We start from the raw sequence: 19,126 nt of genomic DNA on the forward strand, positions 1-19,126 counted from the left end.
GGGTGATGCACCCTCCGGGCTATTCATTTACAAAAAGCCGGCAAGTCTCTGGCGCACAATCCCTTCAGCCTCTTCCATGATTCTGCTGACCAGCTCATCGCATGAAGGGATATCATTAATCAACCCAACAACCATGCCACAACTCCAGGCGGCTTCATCCATCTTGCCTTCCTGCAGTACCAGCTTACCCTTTGCGCCTGTGACCAGGTGGCGGATATCGTCAATGGTTTCCTGGTCACCCTTTTCACTCTCAATCCGGATAATTTCCCGCACGGCGGCGTTATCCATCACCCGCTCGGTGTTCTTCAGGTTACGCATGATCAGCCGGGTCTGCAGTTCATTGGCGTCCACAATTGCCTGCTTCACGTTCTCATGAACCGGCGCTTCTTTGGTAGCCAGAAAACGGGTGCCCATATTCATGCCTTCGGCACCCAATGCCATAGCCGCTACCAGGCTCCGGCCATCGGCCATCCCGCCAGATGCAATGAAAGGTATCTTCAGCTCTTCGGCTGCACGAGGCAGCAGGATGAAGTTTGGCACATCATCCTCACCGGGATGTCCGCCGCATTCAAAGCCGTCCACACTGACGGCATCACAACCGATTCGCTCGGCCTTCAAAGCGTGGCGAACAGATGTGCACTTGTGGATAACCTTGATACCCGCAGCCTTCAACTGCGCCATGTACTGTTCAGGACTGCGGCCAGCGGTTTCAACCGCCTTGACACCGCTGCGGATGATGACGTCAATGTACTCGGGATAAGGCGGCGCGTTGAAGGACGGCAGGAAGGTCAGGTTGACGCCGAAGGGTTTATCCGTCATCTGCTGGCAGCGGGCGATTTCACTGGCGAGATGTTCAGGCGTAGGCTGGGTCAGGGCGGTAATCATGCCCAGACCACCGGCATTGGAGACTGCCGATGCCAGTTCGGCAAAGCCTACGTTGTGCATGCCACCCTGTACGATCGGGTGCTCGATTCCAAATAATTCCGTAATTCGTGTTTTCACGGCATCACTCTTTTGTTGTTGATAAACATTTCCGGCCCTTAAACGTGAAGGAGCCGCTGCTGCGGCTCCTTCGTTGTCTTGCGATTACAGCTGCAGCGAACGCACTTCCAGAAACTCCTCAAGCCCCCACTTGCCGAACTCTCGCCCGATACCGGAATGGCCAAAACCACCAAAGGGAGCCAGCGGGTTGAAGCCGCCACCGTTCACCGTCACCTGTCCGGTCCGGAGTTTTGCGGCAAAAGCCTTTGCCTTTTCCCGATCCGCCGACCAAACCGCTCCAGACAGCCCGTAGGCAGTGCCATTGGCGATACGCAAGGCTTCTGCCTCATCGTTGTAGGGAATCACGCACAGCACCGGGCCGAAAATCTCTTCCTGGGCGATTGTGCTGTTCGGGTCTACATTGCCAAACACGGTTGCCTGTACAAAGTAACCCTTGTCCAGGCCTTCCGGCGCGTCCGGGCCGCCGGCTACCAGGGTGGCGCCTTCCGCAACACCGAGCCGGATGTAATCCACTACCCGGTCCCGCTGCTGCGCGGAGGCCAAGGGGCCCAAACGGGTGGCTTCGTCCAGCGGGTTGCCCGGGGTCATTCTGGCCGCGGCTGCAGCCGCCAGCTTGCACGCCTCGTCATGGCGATCGGCGGGCACCAGCAGCCGGGTCAGGGCGGTGCAGGTTTGTCCGGAGTTGAGCAGGCAGTTGCTCACTGTGCCTTTTACTGCGGCTTCCAGGTCAGCGTCCGATAAAACAACCGATGCCGATTTGCCGCCCATTTCCAGCGCAATCCTCTTGAAGTCATCCGCAGCGGCATGGGCAATGGCATGACCGGTGCGGGTGGAGCCGGTGAATGACAGCATGCGCACATCCGGATGCCGGATCAGGGTTTCACCAACGGTTTGCCCGGCCCCGCATACCATGTTGAACACACCCGCCGGCAGGTCGGTTTCATCCAGAATGTCAGCGAGGATAAAGGCTGCCTGCGGCGCAATCTCAGAGGGCTTCAGCACGACGGTGCAGCCGGCAGCAATCGCGGGTACTACCTTCAGAATGATCTGATGCAGCGGGTAGTTCCAGGGAGTAACACAGCCCACCACCCCGACCGGCGCATATTGCACTTCCGAGTTACCAGACTGCTCAACGAACGGAAACTCCGGCAACATATCGGTATAGGTCTTGGTTACAGTTGCTGGCAGGCCAGCCTGGATTGCCGTGGCAAGCTTCAGTGGCATGCCCACTTCCCGGCTGACCGCTTCCGCAATTTCCGGTGCCCTTTGCTTGAGTCCAGCATGCAGCTGGCCAAGCACGTTCACCCTTTGCTCTACAGAACTTTCAGACCAGACCTCAAATGCTGCATGCGCAGCGGCAATTGCCAGCTCCATCTGTCCCGGATCGGACATGGGCACCCGGGCAATCACGTCGCCGGTGGCCGCTTCATGCACATCCGCCATGTCGCCGTTCCAGTCGACCCAGCTACCATTGATGTAGTTCTTGTTCAGAATCTTCATGTTTTTCCCTCAGTCGAAGACAATCACGCCACGCGCGTTCTTGCCGGAGATCATGTCGTCAAAGGCCTGAACAGCTTCATCTATGGAGTAAGTCTGGGTGATCAGCTCATCGAGTTTAAGCTTACCCGCACGGTACAAACCTAGAAGCCGCGGGAAATCGTGTTGCGGCCGGGCTGAACCCAGCCAGCTGCCCTTCAGGGTGCGCTCGTCGGCCGGCAGGGTGAGCGTAGTAATCGAGGTTTTGTCTTTCGGGTCAGCAACGCCCACCACGACGGCGGTACCACCGCGCCCGAGAGACTTATAGGCTTGCTCAACCACGGCACCGGCACCAACACACTCAAAGGCGTAATCCACGCCGCCGGTCAGTTTTCTGATGGCCTTGGCGGCATCGTCCACTTCATTGAGGTCAATCGTGTGGGTGGTACCGAATTCCCGCGCCATGGCGAGCTTTTTCGGGTTGTTGTCCACCGCCACAATCATTTCGGCACCGGCGGTTGCGCAGCCCTGAACGGCGTTCAGGCCAACACCGCCAATACCGAACACCGCAGCCCTGGAACCCGGCTCCAGCCCGGCAGTATTAAATACAGCACCCACACCGGTCATCACGGCACAGCCCACCAATGCGGCGTTCTGTAGTGGCACATCCTCTGCAACCTTCACGCAGTTATCCACATGCAGGGTTGCATACTCCGCCATCACGCCACAGGCGCCGAACACATTCAAGGGCTCGCCCTGGCTGTCGCGGGTTCGAACGGTTCCATCGGGCAGTGTAAACATCGCCTTGCGGGCGTTTTCGCAAAGAACCGGATGGCCACGCACACACTGGCGGCACTTGCCGCACATTGAGATAAACGAACTAACAACGTGGTCGCCTTCACTGAAGCCTTCCACACCCTCGCCAACTTCAACCACCACACCGGCCGCCTCGTGGCCCAGCACCAATGGCGGTGGATACTGAATCTTTCCAGTGGTGGCTGAAAGGTCGCTGTGGCATACGCCGCAGGCGGCAACCTTGATGGTTATCTCGCCCCGTTTTGGTCCGTCCACCGTAATCTGTTCGACCTGTACCGGCTTGCCCCACTCCCGGCAGACCACCGCCTTTGCTTGTCTGTCCATTACCCTGACTCCTGTTGTTTTTGTGTTGATTCAGAGTTGGCGAGGCCGGTCAGAATGCCTCGTCAAACATATCCAGTGCCGTTGAGTCCACCGATTGCAGCAACTCAGCCGTTGCTAGCACGCCCGGCAATTCATACCGGCAAAAATAATCACAGGCGCGTAACTTGCCCTGATAGAAGGACTCAGGCTGATCACCGGCCCCACTGACTCCAGCAAGGGCTTTCAGGGCCTGTCGCAGCCAGAGCCAGCCGACAATTACCTGCCCGAAGGCATCCAGGTAAAGAGTGGCATTGGCCAGTGCTTTTTCCTTATCACCAGAGGCCTTTACTTCATTAATCACCCGGGTAGCTTCAACCATTGCGGCCAGGGACCGTTCAAGCAACCCGGCATTAGAAGCCAGCCGTTCCTGCTTGCGGGCCTCGGCAATAGTGGCTTCGATCCTGCTCACCAGTTCGCAGTAGTAACGGCCATCGGCCATGGAAACCTTGCGACCAAGCAGGTCGATGCCCTGAATACCATGGGTGCCCTCGTGGATCGGGTTAAGCCGGTTATCCCGGTAGAACTGTTCCACCGGATATTCCCGGGTGTAGCCGTAGCCACCATGCACCTGAATTGCCAGACTGTTAGCTTCGAGACAATAACGGGAAGGCCAGGACTTGATCACCGGCGTGAGCAAGTCGAGCAGCCCGGCGGCAAGCTCGCGCTGCTCGCCAGTTTCCGCAAACTTCTTCTCGTCCACCAATACTGCACCCTGCAGACAGAGCGCCAGCCCACCTTCCACATAGGCCTTCTGGGCCAGCAGCATGCGCCGGATATCAGCATGGCGGATCAGAGGCACCTGGGGGCTTTCCGGATCCTTCTCTCCAACCGGACGCCCTTGCTGCCGCTCGCGGGCATACTCAAGCGCATGAAGATAGCCGGTGTAACCCAGCATCACCGAACCCAGACCAACACCAATCCGGGCTTCGTTCATCATGTGGAACATGGCAGCCAGGCCCTGGTGGGGCGAGCCAACCAGATACCCGACCGCCCCCGCTGCCTCACCAAAGTTCAACATGGTAGACGTCGTGCCACGGTATCCCATTTTGTGAATCAGACCAGCCAGGGCGACATCGTTGCGCCCACCCAAAGAGCCATCTTCGTTAACGAGGACCTTCGGCACCAGAAACAGGGAAATTCCTTTTACGCCGGCCGGGGCCCCAGGTAAACGCGCGAGTACCATATGAATGATGTTCTCGCTCAGCTCGTGATCACCACCGGAGATGTAGATCTTGTTACCAAATAACCTATAACTGCCATCTGCCTGTGGCTCTGCTCGAGTGCGCAGATCTCCCAGAGAGGAACCTGCATGGGGCTCGGTCAGGCACATGGTGCCGAAAAAACGCCCCGCCAACATCGGCTCGGCGTAGCGGCTTTTCTGCTCGTCGGAGCCATGGGCGAGAATCAGGTTAGCTGCCGCAATAGTTAGCCCGGCGTAGCCCTGAGTCCCTACGTTGGCTCCTTTGAGCATCCCCACACACATCTGGGCAACCGCACTGGGCAGCTGCATGCCACCGCGCTCGTAGTCCTGACTGGCCGCCATCAGACCAGTACTTTTCAGTACGTCCAGCGCCTTGTGAACTTCCGGCCGCATGTGCACACGGCCATTCTCGAAGGTCGGCTCTTCTTCATCCACCAAGCGAGCATGGGGTGCGAACTCCTCTGCGGCAACTTTCAGCGCCAGGTCCAGCGCCGCCTGCAGCGTTTCACGACTATGGTCCTGATAGCGCTCAAATCTGAGCACCTTCTCTACTTCATGAAGTTCATAAAGCTGGAAAGCCAGGTCCCGGGTACTGACGATTTTCTGCTGCATGACGGCGCTCTCCGTTTATACCACTTCGAACAGGCCGGCTGCGCCCTGACCGCCGCCAATGCACATGGTGACCACCACATATTTGGCACCCCGGCGCTTGCCTTCAATCAGGGCATGGCCGGTAAGGCGGGAACCGCTCACACCATAGGGGTGACCCACAGAAATAGAGCCGCCATTCACGTTGAGTTTTTCCATCGGAATACCCAGACGGTCGCGGCAGTAGACCACCTGGGATGCAAAGGCTTCGTTCAGCTCCCACAGGTCAATGTCGTCCATGGTCAGGCCGTTACGGGCAAGCAGGCGTGGAACAGCAAACACCGGGCCGATGCCCATCTCGTCCGGCTCACAGCCTGCAACAGCAAAGCCACGGAAAATGCCCATGGGCTCGATGTTATGCTTTTCGGCATAGGTGCTGTCCATGACCGTACACACAGAGGCGCCATCAGAAAGCTGGCTGGCGTTTCCCGCGGTAACAAACTGACCCGGGCCACGTACCGCGTCCAGTGAGGCCAACCCTTCCAATGTAGTATTCGGGCGATTGCATTCGTCCCGGTCCAGAGTTACCTGTTTTTCGCTCACTTCACCGGTTTCTTTGTCTTTAACCAGCATAGTGGCGTCAAAAGGCACAATTTCGTCGTCAAACTTGCCGGACTGCTGGGCCGCGGCGGTGCGCTGCTGGGAAATCAGTGCGTACTCATCCTGCGCTTCACGGCTTACGTTGTAACGCTGGGCGACAATATCGGCCGTTTCGATCATCGACAGGTACAGTTCCGGCTTGTTCTTCATCAGCCATTCGTTAGTAGCACGGAAGCCATTAAGTTTGTCGTTCTGAACCAGGGAGATGGACTCTACGCCACCAGCCACGATGGCAGGTACCTTCTCCGACATCACGCGCTGCGCAGCAATAGCAATGGATTGCAGGCCGGAGCTGCAGAACCGGTTAATTGACAGCCCGGCCGTGGTTACCGGGAGCCCGGCACGAATAGCCGCCAGGCGTGCCATGTTCTTGCCCTGACAACCTTCGTGAAAGGTTGCGCCCAGAATGACATCTTCAACGATGGCAGGGTCGATTCCTGCACGCTCAACGGCGTGCTGGATAACGTGCCCGGCCAGATCAACACTGTGCGTGTTGTTCAGGGCACCACGATAGGACTTGCCAAGGCCGGTACGCGCGGTCGAAACGATGACAGCATCAGACATAAGATGAACTCCTTATAATTATAGATCGCTGAACTTGCGGCCTTCCGCCACCAGCTTCTCGAGCAACGGCGCAGGCTTCCACTGCTCGCCACCCACTGTGTTGTTGTAGTTCTTCACTGCCGCCAGAATATTGTCCAGCCCAACCTGATCTGCCCAGAACATGGGGCCGCCACGATACGCGGGGAAACCATATCCGTAGATCCAGACCACATCGATGTCCAGTGACCGGTCGGCAATGCCTTCTTCCAGGATCTTGGCACCTTCGTTGACCATTACATACATGCAACGCTCAAGGATTTCCTGGTCGGTAACCTCCCGGGCTACGATCCCCTGTTCCGCGCGGAAGCTTTCAATCAGCTGTTCCACTTCCGGGTCGACAACCGGCGCGCGGCTACCTTCCTCATATTTGTATACCCCAGCCTGGGTTTTCTGTCCCAGACGACCCTGCTCAACCAGCTTGTCCATCCAACTGGCCGGCACATCTTCACCGGCGTTACGACGCTCTTCACGAATACGATAACCGACATCAATGCCGGCCAGGTCAGACATCGCAAACTGCCCCATCGGGAAGCCGAGGTCGGTCAGTACCTTGTCCACCTGCTGCGGCGAAGCACCCTCGTTTACAAGCGCCATGGCCTCGGCACCGCGTTTATGCAGCATCCGGTTGCCAACAAAGCCGTGACAGTTACCGACCATGACTCCGACTTTGTTAATTTTCTTCGCTACGGCCATCACAGTGGCCTTCACCTCGTCAGACGTCTTGCTGCCACGAACATTTTCCAGCAGCTTCATTACGTTAGCCGGGCTGAAGAAGTGCATACCCACAACGTCTTCCGGGCGTTTGGTAGCAGAGGCAATTTCATCAATGTCGAGGGTGGAGGTGTTGGACGCCAGAATAGCGCCCGGCTTGCACACTTCATCCAGCTTGGCGAAGATCTCTTTCTTGACGGCCATGTTCTCAAAGACGGCTTCAATCACCAGGTCGACGTCGCGGAAGTCATCGTAGCTCAGGCTGGTTTTGATCAGCCCCATGCGCTCTTCCACCTGCTCGGCGGTGAGCTTGCCTTTTCTGGCAGAGTTCTCGTAATTGCGGCGAATGACTGCCATTCCGCGATCCAGGGCTTCCTGCTGAACTTCAACGATGGTGGCCGGAATGCCCACATTGGCAAAGTTCATGGCGATTCCACCACCCATGGTGCCGGCACCGATAATGCCCACACTCTTCACCTCACGCACCGGCGTGTCCTTGGCCAGACCTTTGACCTTGGAAACCTCACGCTCGGCAAAGAACGAATGGACCAGGCCTGCACGCTGCGGTGATTCCATGCACTCTTTAAACAGTTCACGCTCTCGCTTCAGGCCCTCGGCAAACGGCAGGGTGAAAGCGGCTTCTACAGCGTCGACACACTTGAATGGCGAGAACAGGCCGCGGGCCTTTTTGGCCAGGCCAGCACGGAACTGGTCAAAGACATCGCTGCCTTTGTCAGCTTCAACCTTGTCGGCAATATCACGCACCCGGCGTACCGGAGCACCTTCACCTGCCAGTTTCTGCGCATAGGCCAGGCCAACCTGGCGGATATCGTCGCCGGCTTCAACGGCATCAACAATGCCCAGAGCCAGCGCGTCTCTGGCGCCTACGAAGTTGCCAGACGTAATCATTTCCAGTGCCTTCTGGGCACCCACAAGGCGAGGCAGGCGCTGGGTACCGCCAGCACCGGGCAACAGACCAAGCTTTACTTCAGGCAAGCCCACCTTGGCAGACGGCAGGGCAACCCTGTAATGACAACCCAGGGCCGTTTCCAGGCCACCGCCCAGTGCGGTGCCATGAATAGCGGCAACAATGGGCTTGTCGCTTGATTCATAGGCATTGATCACATCGGGGAGGCCCGGCTCCTGCAAAGGTTTGCCAAATTCGCGGATGTCCGCGCCAGCAATGAACGTACGGCCTTCACATACCAGCAGGAGGATATCTGCTTCTGCATCCTTCTGGCCCTGCTCCAGGGCGGAAACCAGACCGGCACGCACAGCATGGCTCAAGGCATTGACCGGCGGGTAGTTTACGGAAATGACACCAACATTCCCTTCACGGGTATAAGCAACAACCTCTGACATAATCTCCCCTCGCCTTTTATGAAATATGGTTTTATCTAGCGAAATCAATTAACGATTTAATACAAGTTTAGCCCTTATTTCAACCACCGTTTCGGTTCAGGCATAAAAAAACCGCAGACTTTCGTCTGCGGTTTTTTTATGCCTTTCTGTCTGATCCGGCCGGCTACCGGCAGCCTGGCCTAGACACCGAGCGATTCAATATCCCGGGCTAACATAGCCAGCTGGTGAGCATAGGAGTCGCGCAACTTGTCGCCAGGCACCAGGTACGACGGCGCCGCACAGGTCAGAACCATCGTAGTGCCATCCTGCAGGTGGATAGGTACACCGGCGGAGTTAATGTTCCGATCCCAGTCTCCCAGCGACAGGCAGAAACCGTGCTCCCGGTAATCTTCCATGGCCTGGTCCAGGCCTTCTTTAATTACCGGCCATTTTTCACCGTACTTCTTCGCCATGGCATCGTCGATCAGCTTGCGGGCCGGGTCGCTGATCGCGCAGTAATAGGCGCGCCCTGCAGAGGTTGTCGACATAGGCAGCTTCAGGCCAATATCCATCCGCAGGAGGGTTGCTTCAGGCGGCAGCCGGTTTTCTACATAAATCATGTGCAAGCGGTCGCGACAAGTCAGACCAACCGACATGTTGGTTTGCCGGGCGAACTCGTCCATGTAGGGCTTGGCCAGCTGACGCACCTTCAGGTTTGATACATAGGCGTAACCCAGAGCCAGCACGCCGGAACTAAGCTGATACTTTTCCAACTGCTGGTTGTAGCCCAGATAACCCAGCTTGGTCAGCGTATAGGTCATGCGCGAAACGGTGGGCTTGGGAAGGCCGGTAATTCTGGCAATGTCCTGGTTGCCGAGTATGACAGACCCCTGACTGAACGCGCGCAGAACATCCAGCCCCCGGGACAATGCCTCCACAAACTTGCGATCCTTACCCGGCTGAACCGGCTCACCATCACCGGATGCCACTTGCAACTCCGGTGAGTTGTCCTGCTGTTTTTTTGCCATAACTTGCCTATTTCCTGAACTGCGTTGCCTGTCACGGATAGCCTGGCGAACCGTGGGCGTGAAAAGTGGACATATTCTAGTCTATGAGAAACTCAAGAACCACAATCTGCCATCAAATTTCATGCCAGATTCGAAACACTGGCATTACCCGATGCCACGAAATAGCCATGACGGAAACCCGGGCAACCTTTACCATAGTATAGCGATACTTTATTCTGCAATGCGGAACCAAGTCATATGCACGACAACAAACCATACTCAGGAGCATGTATGAAGGTACTTTTTGTAGCGGGCGATCCCAAACCAGAGCGCTGGACCGTACCTATCAAACAACTGCTACCAGAAGCAGACATTTATGTCTGGGATCCGGACGGACCGGCGATTAATGCAGACTACGCCATCGTATGGCAGCCCCCGGCGAAGCTGTTCGAGCGTGAAACCCGCCTGAAGGCCGTGTTCAACCTGGGCGCCGGTATCGACGGATTGCTGAAAGTCCCCAACCTGCCGGCAGACCTTACCGTGGTAAGACTGGAAGATGCCGGCATGTCGGTACAGATGGCCGAGCATGTACTGCACCAGATACTGGAAGTCAGCCGGCAGATGGAGCTGTACCGGGATCAGCAACGCCAGCGGCTGTGGAAGATACACCGCCCCATCAGCCGGAAAGAGTGGCCCATCGGCATTATGGGGCTTGGGCACATCGGCAAGCGTGTGGCCAGCACACTGGCAAGCCTCGACTATACGGTAAACGGCTGGGCCAGGAGTGAGCACACAGTAGATGGCGTGCGCACCTTCGCAGGCAACGGGCAACTCGGAGAATTCCTGGGGGCAACCAGGGTGCTGGTTAACACTCTGCCTCTGACCAGCGAAACCGAAAATATCCTTAACTACGACCTCTTCAGCCAACTCCAGCCAGACGCGGTACTGATCAACGTTGGCCGGGGTGAACACCTTGTCGAAGACGATCTGCTTCGTGCCCTGAACGAGGAAAAACTTCAGCGCGCCTCACTGGATGTATTCCGCAAAGAGCCCCTGCCCGTGGGACACCCTTTCTGGGAGCGAACCGACATCACAATCACACCTCACATTTCAGCGCGCACCCTTCGGGATGCGACCCTGGAGCAGATCACCGGTAAAATCCGCGATCACGCCAAGGGTCTGCCTGTCACAGGCATTGTCGACGTCACCCGCGGCTACTGATTCGCCTGCGAATTCTGCCGGTCAACCCAGGACCGGCAGAAGTACCGCAAACACCGCCAGCAATAACAGCAACAGCGGCACCACCAGCAAGACAAAAACACCGTTCCACTGAAAGGCCACTACGTTACGGGAAACCTGACCAAACCGTGACAGCAACATCACCGACGGCCCGAACGGCGACACCATCATTGCCAGTGAGAAACCAATAACCAGGCCAATTGCCACCAGCATCGGGTCAGCCCCGCTAGCCACAAGTTGCGCAAGCATGCCCGACTGCACGCTGAGCACGGTAATCGGAATCACCCCAGCCATGGAGAACAGCGGCATGATCAGCAGCCCTGCGGCTGCAATCAGGTAACTACCCCAGCCGCTCACCACAAGTCCGCTCAACAGATCTGCCGGCACCACAGTGGCAATCGATACCCCAAGCATGGCTGAGCCGGCAAAGATCGCCATTTCGTTGGACATCACCGCCAACTGCCCTACCCCTTCTGCCAATGCCGCCACCGGAGAGCGTTCCTGCAACAACATATAAGACAAAGTGACAGCCGGAACAGCCAACATGGCAGCCACCGACACCTTCACGCCCGCCAAGGCAACCAGCAAAGCCATACAGGCAAACACCACCAGAACCAGAAGCGTCAGTTTGCCCGTTCCTTCTGGCCAGCCGTCGAGCGCAACCCGTTCACTACTGATTTCCCGGAAGCGCTGCCTTTCCAGCACCCAGCCAACCACGATCATCAGTAACGCTGCGACAAAACCAAAAGGCAAAATCGAGGACCAGCTCAGCTGCGGCAGCTCCCGGGTCAGAATGGCCACCGCCACACTGGTGGGTGCCACCAATGGCACCAGGGCAAACCCCCGCAAGGCGCTGATCAGCACGCTCCTGAGCCACTGCAGCCGCGCCGCGCCCTCAATGCCCCGCTCTTTGAGACTGTCCGCCAGGGTGCCGCATAAAAGGCTCATCATCCCGAAGCTGAGTACCGAGGCAATACCGCAGCTCACCGCCGCATACTTTGGGTATAAAAGGGATACCCGACCCCCGAGCAGCACATCGTGGATACGCCTGAGGACTTCAAAGCGGCGCACCAGGCACTGCATCATCCCCAGGCTGCCCAAAAACGCCGAATAGAACGCTGCATCCGACAACGCATCAAGGGCACCGTCCATTCCGAGACGGCCGGTCACAAACAAACCAGCACTAAACGTGAGGGAAAGCAGGAACAACGTCCTTGCATAGACCTGAAGGCGCATCGCGCCCAGAACAAACACCAGGATGAATACCAGCCCGGCAGAGGCGCTAAGGGCTTTGCTCTGCAGACAAATCGCGACAAGCTCCATGACCACGGCACAAGCCAGCAGCCAGCGAAGAGTTCCATTCATAAACCAGTCAGCCACCAATGATGAACAATTCTTGCAATTGAGATAGACCCAGATTAGTCTTTTCCAATATCATTTACAAAACTATATTCCGCAGTTCGGAATTACCTAACCATAATCGATACGGCAATTCTTATGAACGCATACATCTATGATGGCTTGAGAACACCATTTGGGCGGCATGCAGGCGCCCTGGCCAAGGTTCGCCCCGACGACCTGCTGGCCGAGGTCATTCGCGCACTCATTGAGCGCAACGCCTTTGCTCCGGAGAATTATGAAGACGTGATTGCCGGCTGCACCAACCAGGCCGGTGAAGATGCCCGCAACCTGGCGCGGCACGCCGGACTGCTGGCAGGCTTGCCGGTTGAAACCGGTGGCCAGACCGTTAACAGGCTGTGCGGCTCAGGCCTTGCCGCCATCATCGATGCTGCCCGCGCTATCCGTTGTGGCGAAGGCGACCTGTTCGTAGCCGGCGGTGCCGAGAGCATGAGCCGCGCGCCGTTTGTGCTGGCCAAGTCCGAATCACCTTACAGTCGTGAATTCCGCGCCTTTGACAGCACCATTGGTGCCCGCTTCCCGAACCCGCTGATCGAACGCCAGTTCGGCTCGGACACCATGCCGGAAACCGCAGACAACATCGCACGCGAGCTGAATCTGTGCCGACTGGAAGTGGATCGCTTTGCCGCACAAAGCCAGGCCCGCTATGAAGCCGCCCGCCAGGACGGTTTTTTCAAAGACGAGATCCTGCCCATTTCTGTACCTCAGGGCCGCAAACAACCGCCACTGACCGTACAGGACGACGAGCATCCAAGGCCTACATCCAACCTCGAGGCGCTTTCCAATCTTCGCTCGCTGGCTGAAGATGGCGTGGTTACTGCCGGCAACGCCTCCGGCGTGAACGATGGCGCTGCCGCCCTGATTATCGGCTCCGAAGAAGCCGGCAAGCGGGCTGGCATCCAGCCCCGCGCACGTATCGTATCGGCTGCCATCGCCGGCGTTGCGCCCAATGTAATGGGCTACGGCCCGGTTCCGGCAAGCCAGAAAGCCCTGGCCCGGGCAGGCCTGACACTAAAAGACATGGATGTAATCGAGATCAACGAGGCGTTCGCCGCCCAGGTTCTCGGTTGCACCACCAAACTGGGAATCGATCCTTCCGATTCCAGACTCAACCCGAACGGCGGCGCCATCGCCGTGGGGCACCCTCTTGGCGCTTCCGGCGCCCGGATTGCCCTGACGGCGGTACGCCAACTCGAACGTACCGGTGGCCGTTACGCTCTGATCAGCATGTGCATTGGTGTAGGCCAGGGCATTGCTGCTGTAATTGAACGGGTTTCCAACTAACTTTTCAGGAGAACAACAATGGCTTCCGCACCTTGGGACGACCTGCTGAACTTTGAATCACAACTGGACGAAACCGAGCGTCAGGTACGCGACAGCATTCGCAGCTTCTGCGATAACCGTCTGATGCCCGGCATCGTCGAGGCAAACCGCCACGAAAAATTCGACCGCAGCATCTTCACCGAAATGGGTGAACTGGGCATGCTGGGTGCCACCCTGCCGGAAGAGTACGGCGGCCCCGGCCTGAACCACGTGTGCTACGGCCTGATCGCACGGGAAGTTGAGCGGGTCGACTCCGCCTACCGCTCGGCCCTGAGCGTACAGTCTTCACTGGTGATGTACCCGATCTTCTCTTACGGCAAAGAAGAGCTGAAAAAGCGCATTCTGCCGAAACTGGCCTCTGGCGAGTTTGTTGGCTGCTTCGGCCTGACCGAACCCAACCACGGGTCTGACCCCGGCGGCATGGAAACCCGCGCCAAGAAAGTTGACGGCGGCTACCTGCTGAGCGGCTCCAAGACCTGGATCACCAACTCCCCGATTGCCGACGTTTGTGTGGTCTGGGCCAAGCTGGACGGCGTGGTAAACGGCTTTGTGATCGAGCGCGAAGGCGCCAAGGGCCTGGAAACTCCGAAAATTCAGGGCAAATTCTCTCTGCGCGCATCCGACACCGGCTCTATCTTTATGGACGAAGTCTTCGTTCCTGAAGAAAACCGCCTGGAAGTTGAAGGCCTGAAAGGCCCGCTGAGCTGCCTTACCAAGGCTCGCTACGGCATCAGCTGGGGCGCACTGGGTGCTGCGGAATTCTGCTGGCATGCAGCCCGCAACTACACCCTGGAGCGCAAGCAGTTTGGCAAGCCCCTGGCCGCCAACCAGCTGATCCAGAAGAAGCTGGTAGACATGCAGACTGAAATCACCCTCGGCCTGCAGTCTGTGCTGCAGCTGGGCCGCATGATGGATGCCGGCATTGCCACCCCGGATTCCGTTTCCCTTCTGAAGCGTAACAACTGTGGCAAGGCCCTGGACATCGCCCGCGTAGCCCGCGATATGCACGGTGGCAACGGTATCGCTGATGAATACCACGTTATCCGCCACGTTATGAACCTGGAAGCGGTTAACACCTACGAAGGCACCCACGACGTCCACGCCCTGATTCTGGGCCGTGGTCAGACCGGTATTCAGGCCTTCAGCTGATTCCTCCGGAAACAGCACTCCTGAACCCCTCTACGGAGGGGTTTTTTGTGCCCGGCGCCTCGAGTCCTACACTTCTCGCGCGGGCATAAAAAAGCCCCGGTGTGCAGCGCACCCGGGGCAAGCGATGAAATACCTGATATTCGTTTTAACTCAACGGAAATCGCTGATCAAAATGACAGCTTCGCGGAAGCCATAACCTGCTCATACTGCTGACTGCCGCTGCCGGCGATCTCGCCAAAGTCCCAGTAGGCATACTCAAGACCCAGAGTCAGGTTCTTATGAGCGGACCACAGCAGGTTAGCGTGGACTGAGGTGGAGGAGTCGAAATAGCTGAGAGTCCCTGCAGGAGAGAATTCCAGATCGTCCACAATCTCGGTATGGGAAACCGTCAGGTTACTTCTCCAGGTTGAACTCCAGAAGTGACGGTAGGCCGCAGTCACCCCGTAGGTATTCAGCGGCTCAACCTTTCCAGCCGCCTGCTCGGCCCGGTCCACATCCGGGTAGGTGAACAGTCCCATGTAACGGCCAAGCGCTCCATAGCTGTACTGCAGACGCAGGTCATCACGGCCAAACGTAGGAATACGGGCACTCAGAGATACAGCACCGGCTGCCTTGGTGTCCTCCGCAGCATCATCTTCCAGATGGCGCAGCAGGGCCGCAACAGAGTAGATACCGTAGTTGCCGCGAGTCTGATAGCGCGCTACGAGATCCGGATAGGACTGATCGCCATAGGATTCAGAGCCAAAACCATCTTCCGGGTTTTCGAGGGCGACCATCAACTTGCCACCCGGAGCGGACATGTTATAGCGGAGCATCGGCTGTCGGGTATAGATAAAGGCAGCCTGTTTACCTTGGTCCAGAATCTCTGGCAATGCAGCCAGATCGGTAAAGGTTGTGAAGGTCTGGCCAAAATCCCAACCATTCCAGGAGCCATACGCCTGCCGCATGCGCGGATTATAGCTGTTTGAGACAACTTCATTGCCGGGAGCATCAGCCGCGGTGTTGAAATCCATTTCGATGTACGTGGTCAAATCATGGCCGGCAACATCCTCGGTCTTGGTACCAATGCTGATACGAGATTCACGGGCAGAGAAGCCTGTTTTCCAGTCGCTTTCACCTTCATTGGCCGCCTTGGCAAGCGTCCGGGGCAAACCAATGGAGTAACCGTTGCTGATTCCATTACCGTTGGATCCGAAAATCACATCGGCCTTGATGAACCCGCCAAATGAAATCGTGGTGTCACCAATCTTGATGCCTTTGCCATCACGCAACAGATAACGGCTATCGTCCCGCGTTTCAGGGGCAGTCGACACAGCACCTTCCAGCTTTCCTTCCAGAACCTGGATGCGCTCACGCAGCTCTTCCAGCTCTGTGTTGCTCTGCGCCTGGGCAGTTACCGAGCCAAGCATCAGCAGAGGTGCACCCGCCAGGGCTACGGCGCGGACCAGCGGATGGGTGGCAAAACGGGTTGTTGTTGTCATCTTGAAAAACCTCGCATCGGAGTTGGTTAGCGTCTTTATTGTTAAATCTCCGGGACTGGTACAGACCCTACCGCAAAAATTCCGCACAGCGGAATGGTGGGTTATTTGCATTTCATTATGCAGTACCATCTTCCACGACAACGAATATAGATGAAGAATTTTAGATCAACAAGTCCATTTATCTTTTTGCATGTCTACAACGATGCATTTTTTTGACAGTTGATTCCGTTAGCATTGACATCCACCGTTTGGTTGATGGATCATGGAACAATTCTGCTATGCGGTATACATTTTCGCTAAGAGCACGGTGAGGGTTACCTATGAACATGAATTACACAGCCGAGGAATTGGCTTTCCGCGATGAAGTTCGCGCATTTCTGGATGCCAAGCTGCCTGAAGACATCGCAGCCAAGGTGAAAGGCTTTCGCAAGCTGAGCAAGGAAGACCACCAGCGGTGGCAAAAAATTCTCAGCGAGCAAGGCTGGTACGCCACGCACTGGCCGGAACAGTACGGGGGTGTCAGCTGGACACCGGTCCAGAAGCACATCTGGGATGAAGAGTCCTGCCGTTACGGTGTGCCCCGCTCCATTCCCTTCGGCGTAAATATGGTGGCTCCGGTCATCATCAAGTTCGGCTCCGAAGAACAGAAGCAGCAATACCTGCCCCGGATTCTGAGCGGCGAAGACTGGTGGTGTCAGGGTTATTCCGAGCCAGGCGCGGGTTCTGACCTGGCTTCCCTGAAAACACGGGCTGTGCGCGAAGGCGACCATTACATCGTTAATGGCCAGAAGACCTGGACCACGCTGGGCCAGCACGCCAACATGATCTTCTGCCTGGTACGCACCAACACAGAAGTGAAGGCGCAGGAAGGCATCTCATTCCTGCTGATCGACATGAACACCCCGGGTATTACCGTTCGTCCGATCATCACGCTGGACGGTGAGCATGAAGTTAACGAAGTCTTCTTCGAAGACGTGAAGGTTCCCGTCGAGAACCTGGTGGGTGAAGAAGATAAAGGCTGGACCTACGCCAAGTACCTGCTCACCTACGAGCGTACCGGCCTGGCGGGCATCGGCCTGTCCAAGGCAGCACTGACACACCTCAAGCAGCTGGCCAGCCGTCGGGTGAAGAACGGCAAACCCCTGATTCAGGATCCGACCTTCAGCCAACGTATCGCGCAGGTCGAAATCGACCTGATGGCAGCAGCGATCAGCAACCTGAGAATTGTTGCCTCGGTAGAAGGCGGCGGCGTTCCGGGAGCGGAAAGCTCTATGCTGAAAGTGCGCGGCACCGAGATTCGCCAGGCTATCAACGACCTGGCACGCCGGGCGATCGGACCTTACGCCATTCCGTTTGTTGAAGAAGAGATGGACCAGGCCTATGACGGCGAATTCTTGTCTGACCCGGATGCTGCGCCCCTGGCTGCCCATTACTTCAACAACCGCAAGCTGTCTATTTTCGGTGGATCAAACGAGATCCAGAAGAACATCGTTTCGAAAATGATTCTGGGACTTTAAGGAGGCGACCATGGATTTCCGACTCAACGAAGAGCAGCAAATGCTGCAGGACACCGTGGCTCGTCTGGTTCGCGGTGAGTACAGCTTCGAAAAACGGCTGGAATACAGCGAATCAGAGCTTGGCTTCAGTGAAAGTTTCTGGAAGCAACTGGGCGAACTGGGCCTGATGGCGGTGCCATTCCCCGAGGAACTCGGCGGCTTTGGCGGCACCGGTGTTGAAGTTCAAAGCGTGATGACCGAGCTGGGCCGCGGCCTGTGCATCGAGCCGTACCTTCAATCTGTGGTTCTTGGTGGCGGGCTGATTAGTCAGGCCGGCAATGAACAGCAGAAAGAACAGTGGCTGGCGGGCATTGCAACAGGCGAAACCCAGCTTGCCGTTGGCCTGCAGGAGCCCCAGAGCTTCTACAACACCAATGACGTAGAAACCACCGCCGAGAAAACCGACAGCGGCTATGTTCTTAACGGCCGCAAAGCGGTCGTAATCGGTGGTCATAGTGCCAACCTGCTGGTGGTTTCTGCTCGCACCTCTGGCAGCAGCCGTGATGCCTCTGGCATCAGCTTGTTTGTCATCGACGCCAACGCTGATGGCCTGGAACGTCGCAGCTACCCGACTATTGACGGCGCCAAGGGCTGCGACCTGCTCCTGAACAATGTCAAGGTGGGTGCAGACGCTCTGCTGGGAAGCGAAGGCGAAGCGGCCGATGCTATTGAATACCAGGTTGGCCGTGCCATTTCCGCTCTGTGTGGTGAGGCGGTCGGCGTTATGGAAGTCGCCTGTGACCTGACCCTGGACTACCTCAAGCAGCGCAAGCAGTTTGGCGTGCCCATCGGTAAGTTCCAGGTACTTCAGCACCGGATGGCTGACATGATGTCCGAACTGGAGCAGGCTCGTTCAATGGCCATCCTTGCCGCCAGTGTGGCTGATGAGCCTCAGAGCGACGAGCGCCGTCGGGTAATTGCGGCCGCTAAAAACGTAATTAGTCGCAGCGCCCAGTTTATTTCCGAAAAGGGCGTTCAGTCCCACGGAGGTATCGGCATGACCTGGGAATACAACTTTGCCCACTACGCCAAGCGCCTGGTGATGATCAACCACCAGCTGGGCGATGATGACTTCCATCTTGAGCGCTATGCCGCTCTGCTGGAAGCCAACTGATACCAAATCAGTGAACCTTGGGTCTGTCTCCACATCAGTCAGGACCCTCTTTCGGGGTGGCCTATGCCACCCTTTTT

14 protein-coding genes are annotated in these 19,126 nt (G+C 57.1%); 5 read left to right on the plus strand and 9 right to left on the minus strand.

The window, feature by feature from the left end:
* Window positions 1–27: 27 nt before the first annotated feature.
* The 7 genes from ASQ50_RS08475 to ASQ50_RS08505 form a co-directional block, all read right to left on the minus strand.
* Window positions 28–1,002 carry an NAD(P)H-dependent flavin oxidoreductase gene (locus ASQ50_RS08475; protein ID WP_058091201.1) on the minus strand — a complete coding sequence of 325 codons (975 nt, stop codon included), beginning with the start codon at window positions 1,000–1,002 and terminating at the stop codon, window positions 28–30.
* Between the two features lie 84 nt (window positions 1,003–1,086).
* On the minus strand, window positions 1,087–2,502 hold the full coding sequence (locus tag ASQ50_RS08480) for an aldehyde dehydrogenase family protein (RefSeq protein ID WP_058091202.1): 1,416 nt from the start codon (window positions 2,500–2,502) through the stop codon (window positions 1,087–1,089).
* A 9-nt stretch (window positions 2,503–2,511) separates the two neighbouring features.
* Window positions 2,512–3,618: a zinc-binding dehydrogenase gene (locus tag ASQ50_RS08485; protein ID WP_058091203.1), complete on the minus strand. Its 1,107-nt coding sequence runs from the start codon at window positions 3,616–3,618 to the stop codon at window positions 2,512–2,514.
* Between the two features lie 49 nt (window positions 3,619–3,667).
* Complete coding sequence (locus ASQ50_RS08490; protein ID WP_058091204.1) at window positions 3,668–5,470, minus strand: acyl-CoA dehydrogenase; 1,803 nt, start codon at window positions 5,468–5,470, stop codon at window positions 3,668–3,670.
* A 15-nt stretch (window positions 5,471–5,485) separates the two neighbouring features.
* Complete coding sequence (locus tag ASQ50_RS08495) at window positions 5,486–6,670, minus strand: acetyl-CoA C-acyltransferase (RefSeq protein ID WP_058091205.1); 1,185 nt, start codon at window positions 6,668–6,670, stop codon at window positions 5,486–5,488.
* A gap of 18 nt (window positions 6,671–6,688) precedes the next feature.
* A complete protein-coding gene (locus ASQ50_RS08500; RefSeq protein ID WP_058091206.1) occupies window positions 6,689–8,782 on the minus strand; it encodes a 3-hydroxyacyl-CoA dehydrogenase NAD-binding domain-containing protein in 2,094 nt (697 codons plus the stop codon).
* Window positions 8,783–8,961: 179 nt separating this feature from the next.
* A complete protein-coding gene (locus ASQ50_RS08505; RefSeq protein WP_058091207.1) occupies window positions 8,962–9,789 on the minus strand; it encodes an IclR family transcriptional regulator in 828 nt (275 codons plus the stop codon).
* Between the two features lie 270 nt (window positions 9,790–10,059).
* On the opposite strand from ASQ50_RS08505, the gene ASQ50_RS08510 reads away from it, so the two are divergent.
* Window positions 10,060–10,989, plus strand: coding sequence for a 2-hydroxyacid dehydrogenase (locus ASQ50_RS08510; protein ID WP_058091208.1), 930 nt, complete (start codon window positions 10,060–10,062; stop codon window positions 10,987–10,989).
* Window positions 10,990–11,010: 21 nt separating this feature from the next.
* Here the strand turns inward: ASQ50_RS08510 and ASQ50_RS08515 are convergent, their stop codons facing one another.
* Window positions 11,011–12,372 (minus strand): hypothetical protein, encoded by a 1,362-nt coding sequence (locus tag ASQ50_RS08515; protein WP_058091234.1) that lies wholly within the window; start codon window positions 12,370–12,372, stop codon window positions 11,011–11,013.
* A gap of 132 nt (window positions 12,373–12,504) precedes the next feature.
* On the opposite strand from ASQ50_RS08515, the gene ASQ50_RS08520 reads away from it, so the two are divergent.
* Both ASQ50_RS08520 and ASQ50_RS08525 read left to right on the plus strand, forming a co-directional pair.
* Complete coding sequence (locus ASQ50_RS08520) at window positions 12,505–13,710, plus strand: 3-oxoadipyl-CoA thiolase (RefSeq protein ID WP_058091209.1); 1,206 nt, start codon at window positions 12,505–12,507, stop codon at window positions 13,708–13,710.
* Window positions 13,711–13,728: 18 nt separating this feature from the next.
* On the plus strand, window positions 13,729–14,898 hold the full coding sequence (locus ASQ50_RS08525) for an acyl-CoA dehydrogenase (protein ID WP_023008965.1): 1,170 nt from the start codon (window positions 13,729–13,731) through the stop codon (window positions 14,896–14,898).
* 167 nt (window positions 14,899–15,065) lie between these two features.
* Here the strand turns inward: ASQ50_RS08525 and ASQ50_RS08530 are convergent, their stop codons facing one another.
* Window positions 15,066–16,379 carry a DcaP family trimeric outer membrane transporter gene (locus ASQ50_RS08530; protein WP_227513284.1) on the minus strand — a complete coding sequence of 438 codons (1,314 nt, stop codon included), beginning with the start codon at window positions 16,377–16,379 and terminating at the stop codon, window positions 15,066–15,068.
* Window positions 16,380–16,699: 320 nt separating this feature from the next.
* Between ASQ50_RS08530 and ASQ50_RS08535 the strand changes: the two genes are divergently transcribed.
* Window positions 16,700–17,896 carry an acyl-CoA dehydrogenase family protein gene (locus ASQ50_RS08535; RefSeq protein WP_023008963.1) on the plus strand — a complete coding sequence of 399 codons (1,197 nt, stop codon included), beginning with the start codon at window positions 16,700–16,702 and terminating at the stop codon, window positions 17,894–17,896.
* A 10-nt stretch (window positions 17,897–17,906) separates the two neighbouring features.
* Window positions 17,907–19,049, plus strand: coding sequence for an acyl-CoA dehydrogenase family protein (locus tag ASQ50_RS08540; RefSeq protein WP_058091210.1), 1,143 nt, complete (start codon window positions 17,907–17,909; stop codon window positions 19,047–19,049).
* Window positions 19,050–19,126 lie beyond the last annotated feature (77 nt).

Source organism: Marinobacter sp. LQ44, from assembly GCF_001447155.2.
Lineage (GTDB): Bacteria > Pseudomonadota > Gammaproteobacteria > Pseudomonadales > Oleiphilaceae > Marinobacter.

Excerpts from the sequence above, each read along its gene's own strand:
- ASQ50_RS08480 (WP_058091202.1), bottom strand. The coding sequence starts at position 2,502 with ATGAAGATTCTGAACAAGAACTACATCAATGGTAGCTGGGTCGACTGG.
- ASQ50_RS08485 (WP_058091203.1), bottom strand. The coding sequence starts at position 3,618 with ATGGACAGACAAGCAAAGGCGGTGGTCTGCCGGGAGTGGGGCAAGCCG.
- ASQ50_RS08490 (WP_058091204.1), bottom strand. The coding sequence starts at position 5,470 with ATGCAGCAGAAAATCGTCAGTACCCGGGACCTGGCTTTCCAGCTTTAT.
- ASQ50_RS08495 (WP_058091205.1), bottom strand. The coding sequence starts at position 6,670 with ATGTCTGATGCTGTCATCGTTTCGACCGCGCGTACCGGCCTTGGCAAG.
- ASQ50_RS08500 (WP_058091206.1), bottom strand. The coding sequence starts at position 8,782 with ATGTCAGAGGTTGTTGCTTATACCCGTGAAGGGAATGTTGGTGTCATT.
- ASQ50_RS08505 (WP_058091207.1), bottom strand. The coding sequence starts at position 9,789 with ATGGCAAAAAAACAGCAGGACAACTCACCGGAGTTGCAAGTGGCATCC.
- ASQ50_RS08510 (WP_058091208.1), top strand. The coding sequence starts at position 10,060 with ATGAAGGTACTTTTTGTAGCGGGCGATCCCAAACCAGAGCGCTGGACC.
- ASQ50_RS08515 (WP_058091234.1), bottom strand. The coding sequence starts at position 12,372 with ATGAATGGAACTCTTCGCTGGCTGCTGGCTTGTGCCGTGGTCATGGAG.
- ASQ50_RS08520 (WP_058091209.1), top strand. The coding sequence starts at position 12,505 with ATGAACGCATACATCTATGATGGCTTGAGAACACCATTTGGGCGGCAT.
- ASQ50_RS08525 (WP_023008965.1), top strand. The coding sequence starts at position 13,729 with ATGGCTTCCGCACCTTGGGACGACCTGCTGAACTTTGAATCACAACTG.
- ASQ50_RS08530 (WP_227513284.1), bottom strand. The coding sequence starts at position 16,379 with ATGACAACAACAACCCGTTTTGCCACCCATCCGCTGGTCCGCGCCGTA.
- ASQ50_RS08535 (WP_023008963.1), top strand. The coding sequence starts at position 16,700 with ATGAACATGAATTACACAGCCGAGGAATTGGCTTTCCGCGATGAAGTT.
- ASQ50_RS08540 (WP_058091210.1), top strand. The coding sequence starts at position 17,907 with ATGGATTTCCGACTCAACGAAGAGCAGCAAATGCTGCAGGACACCGTG.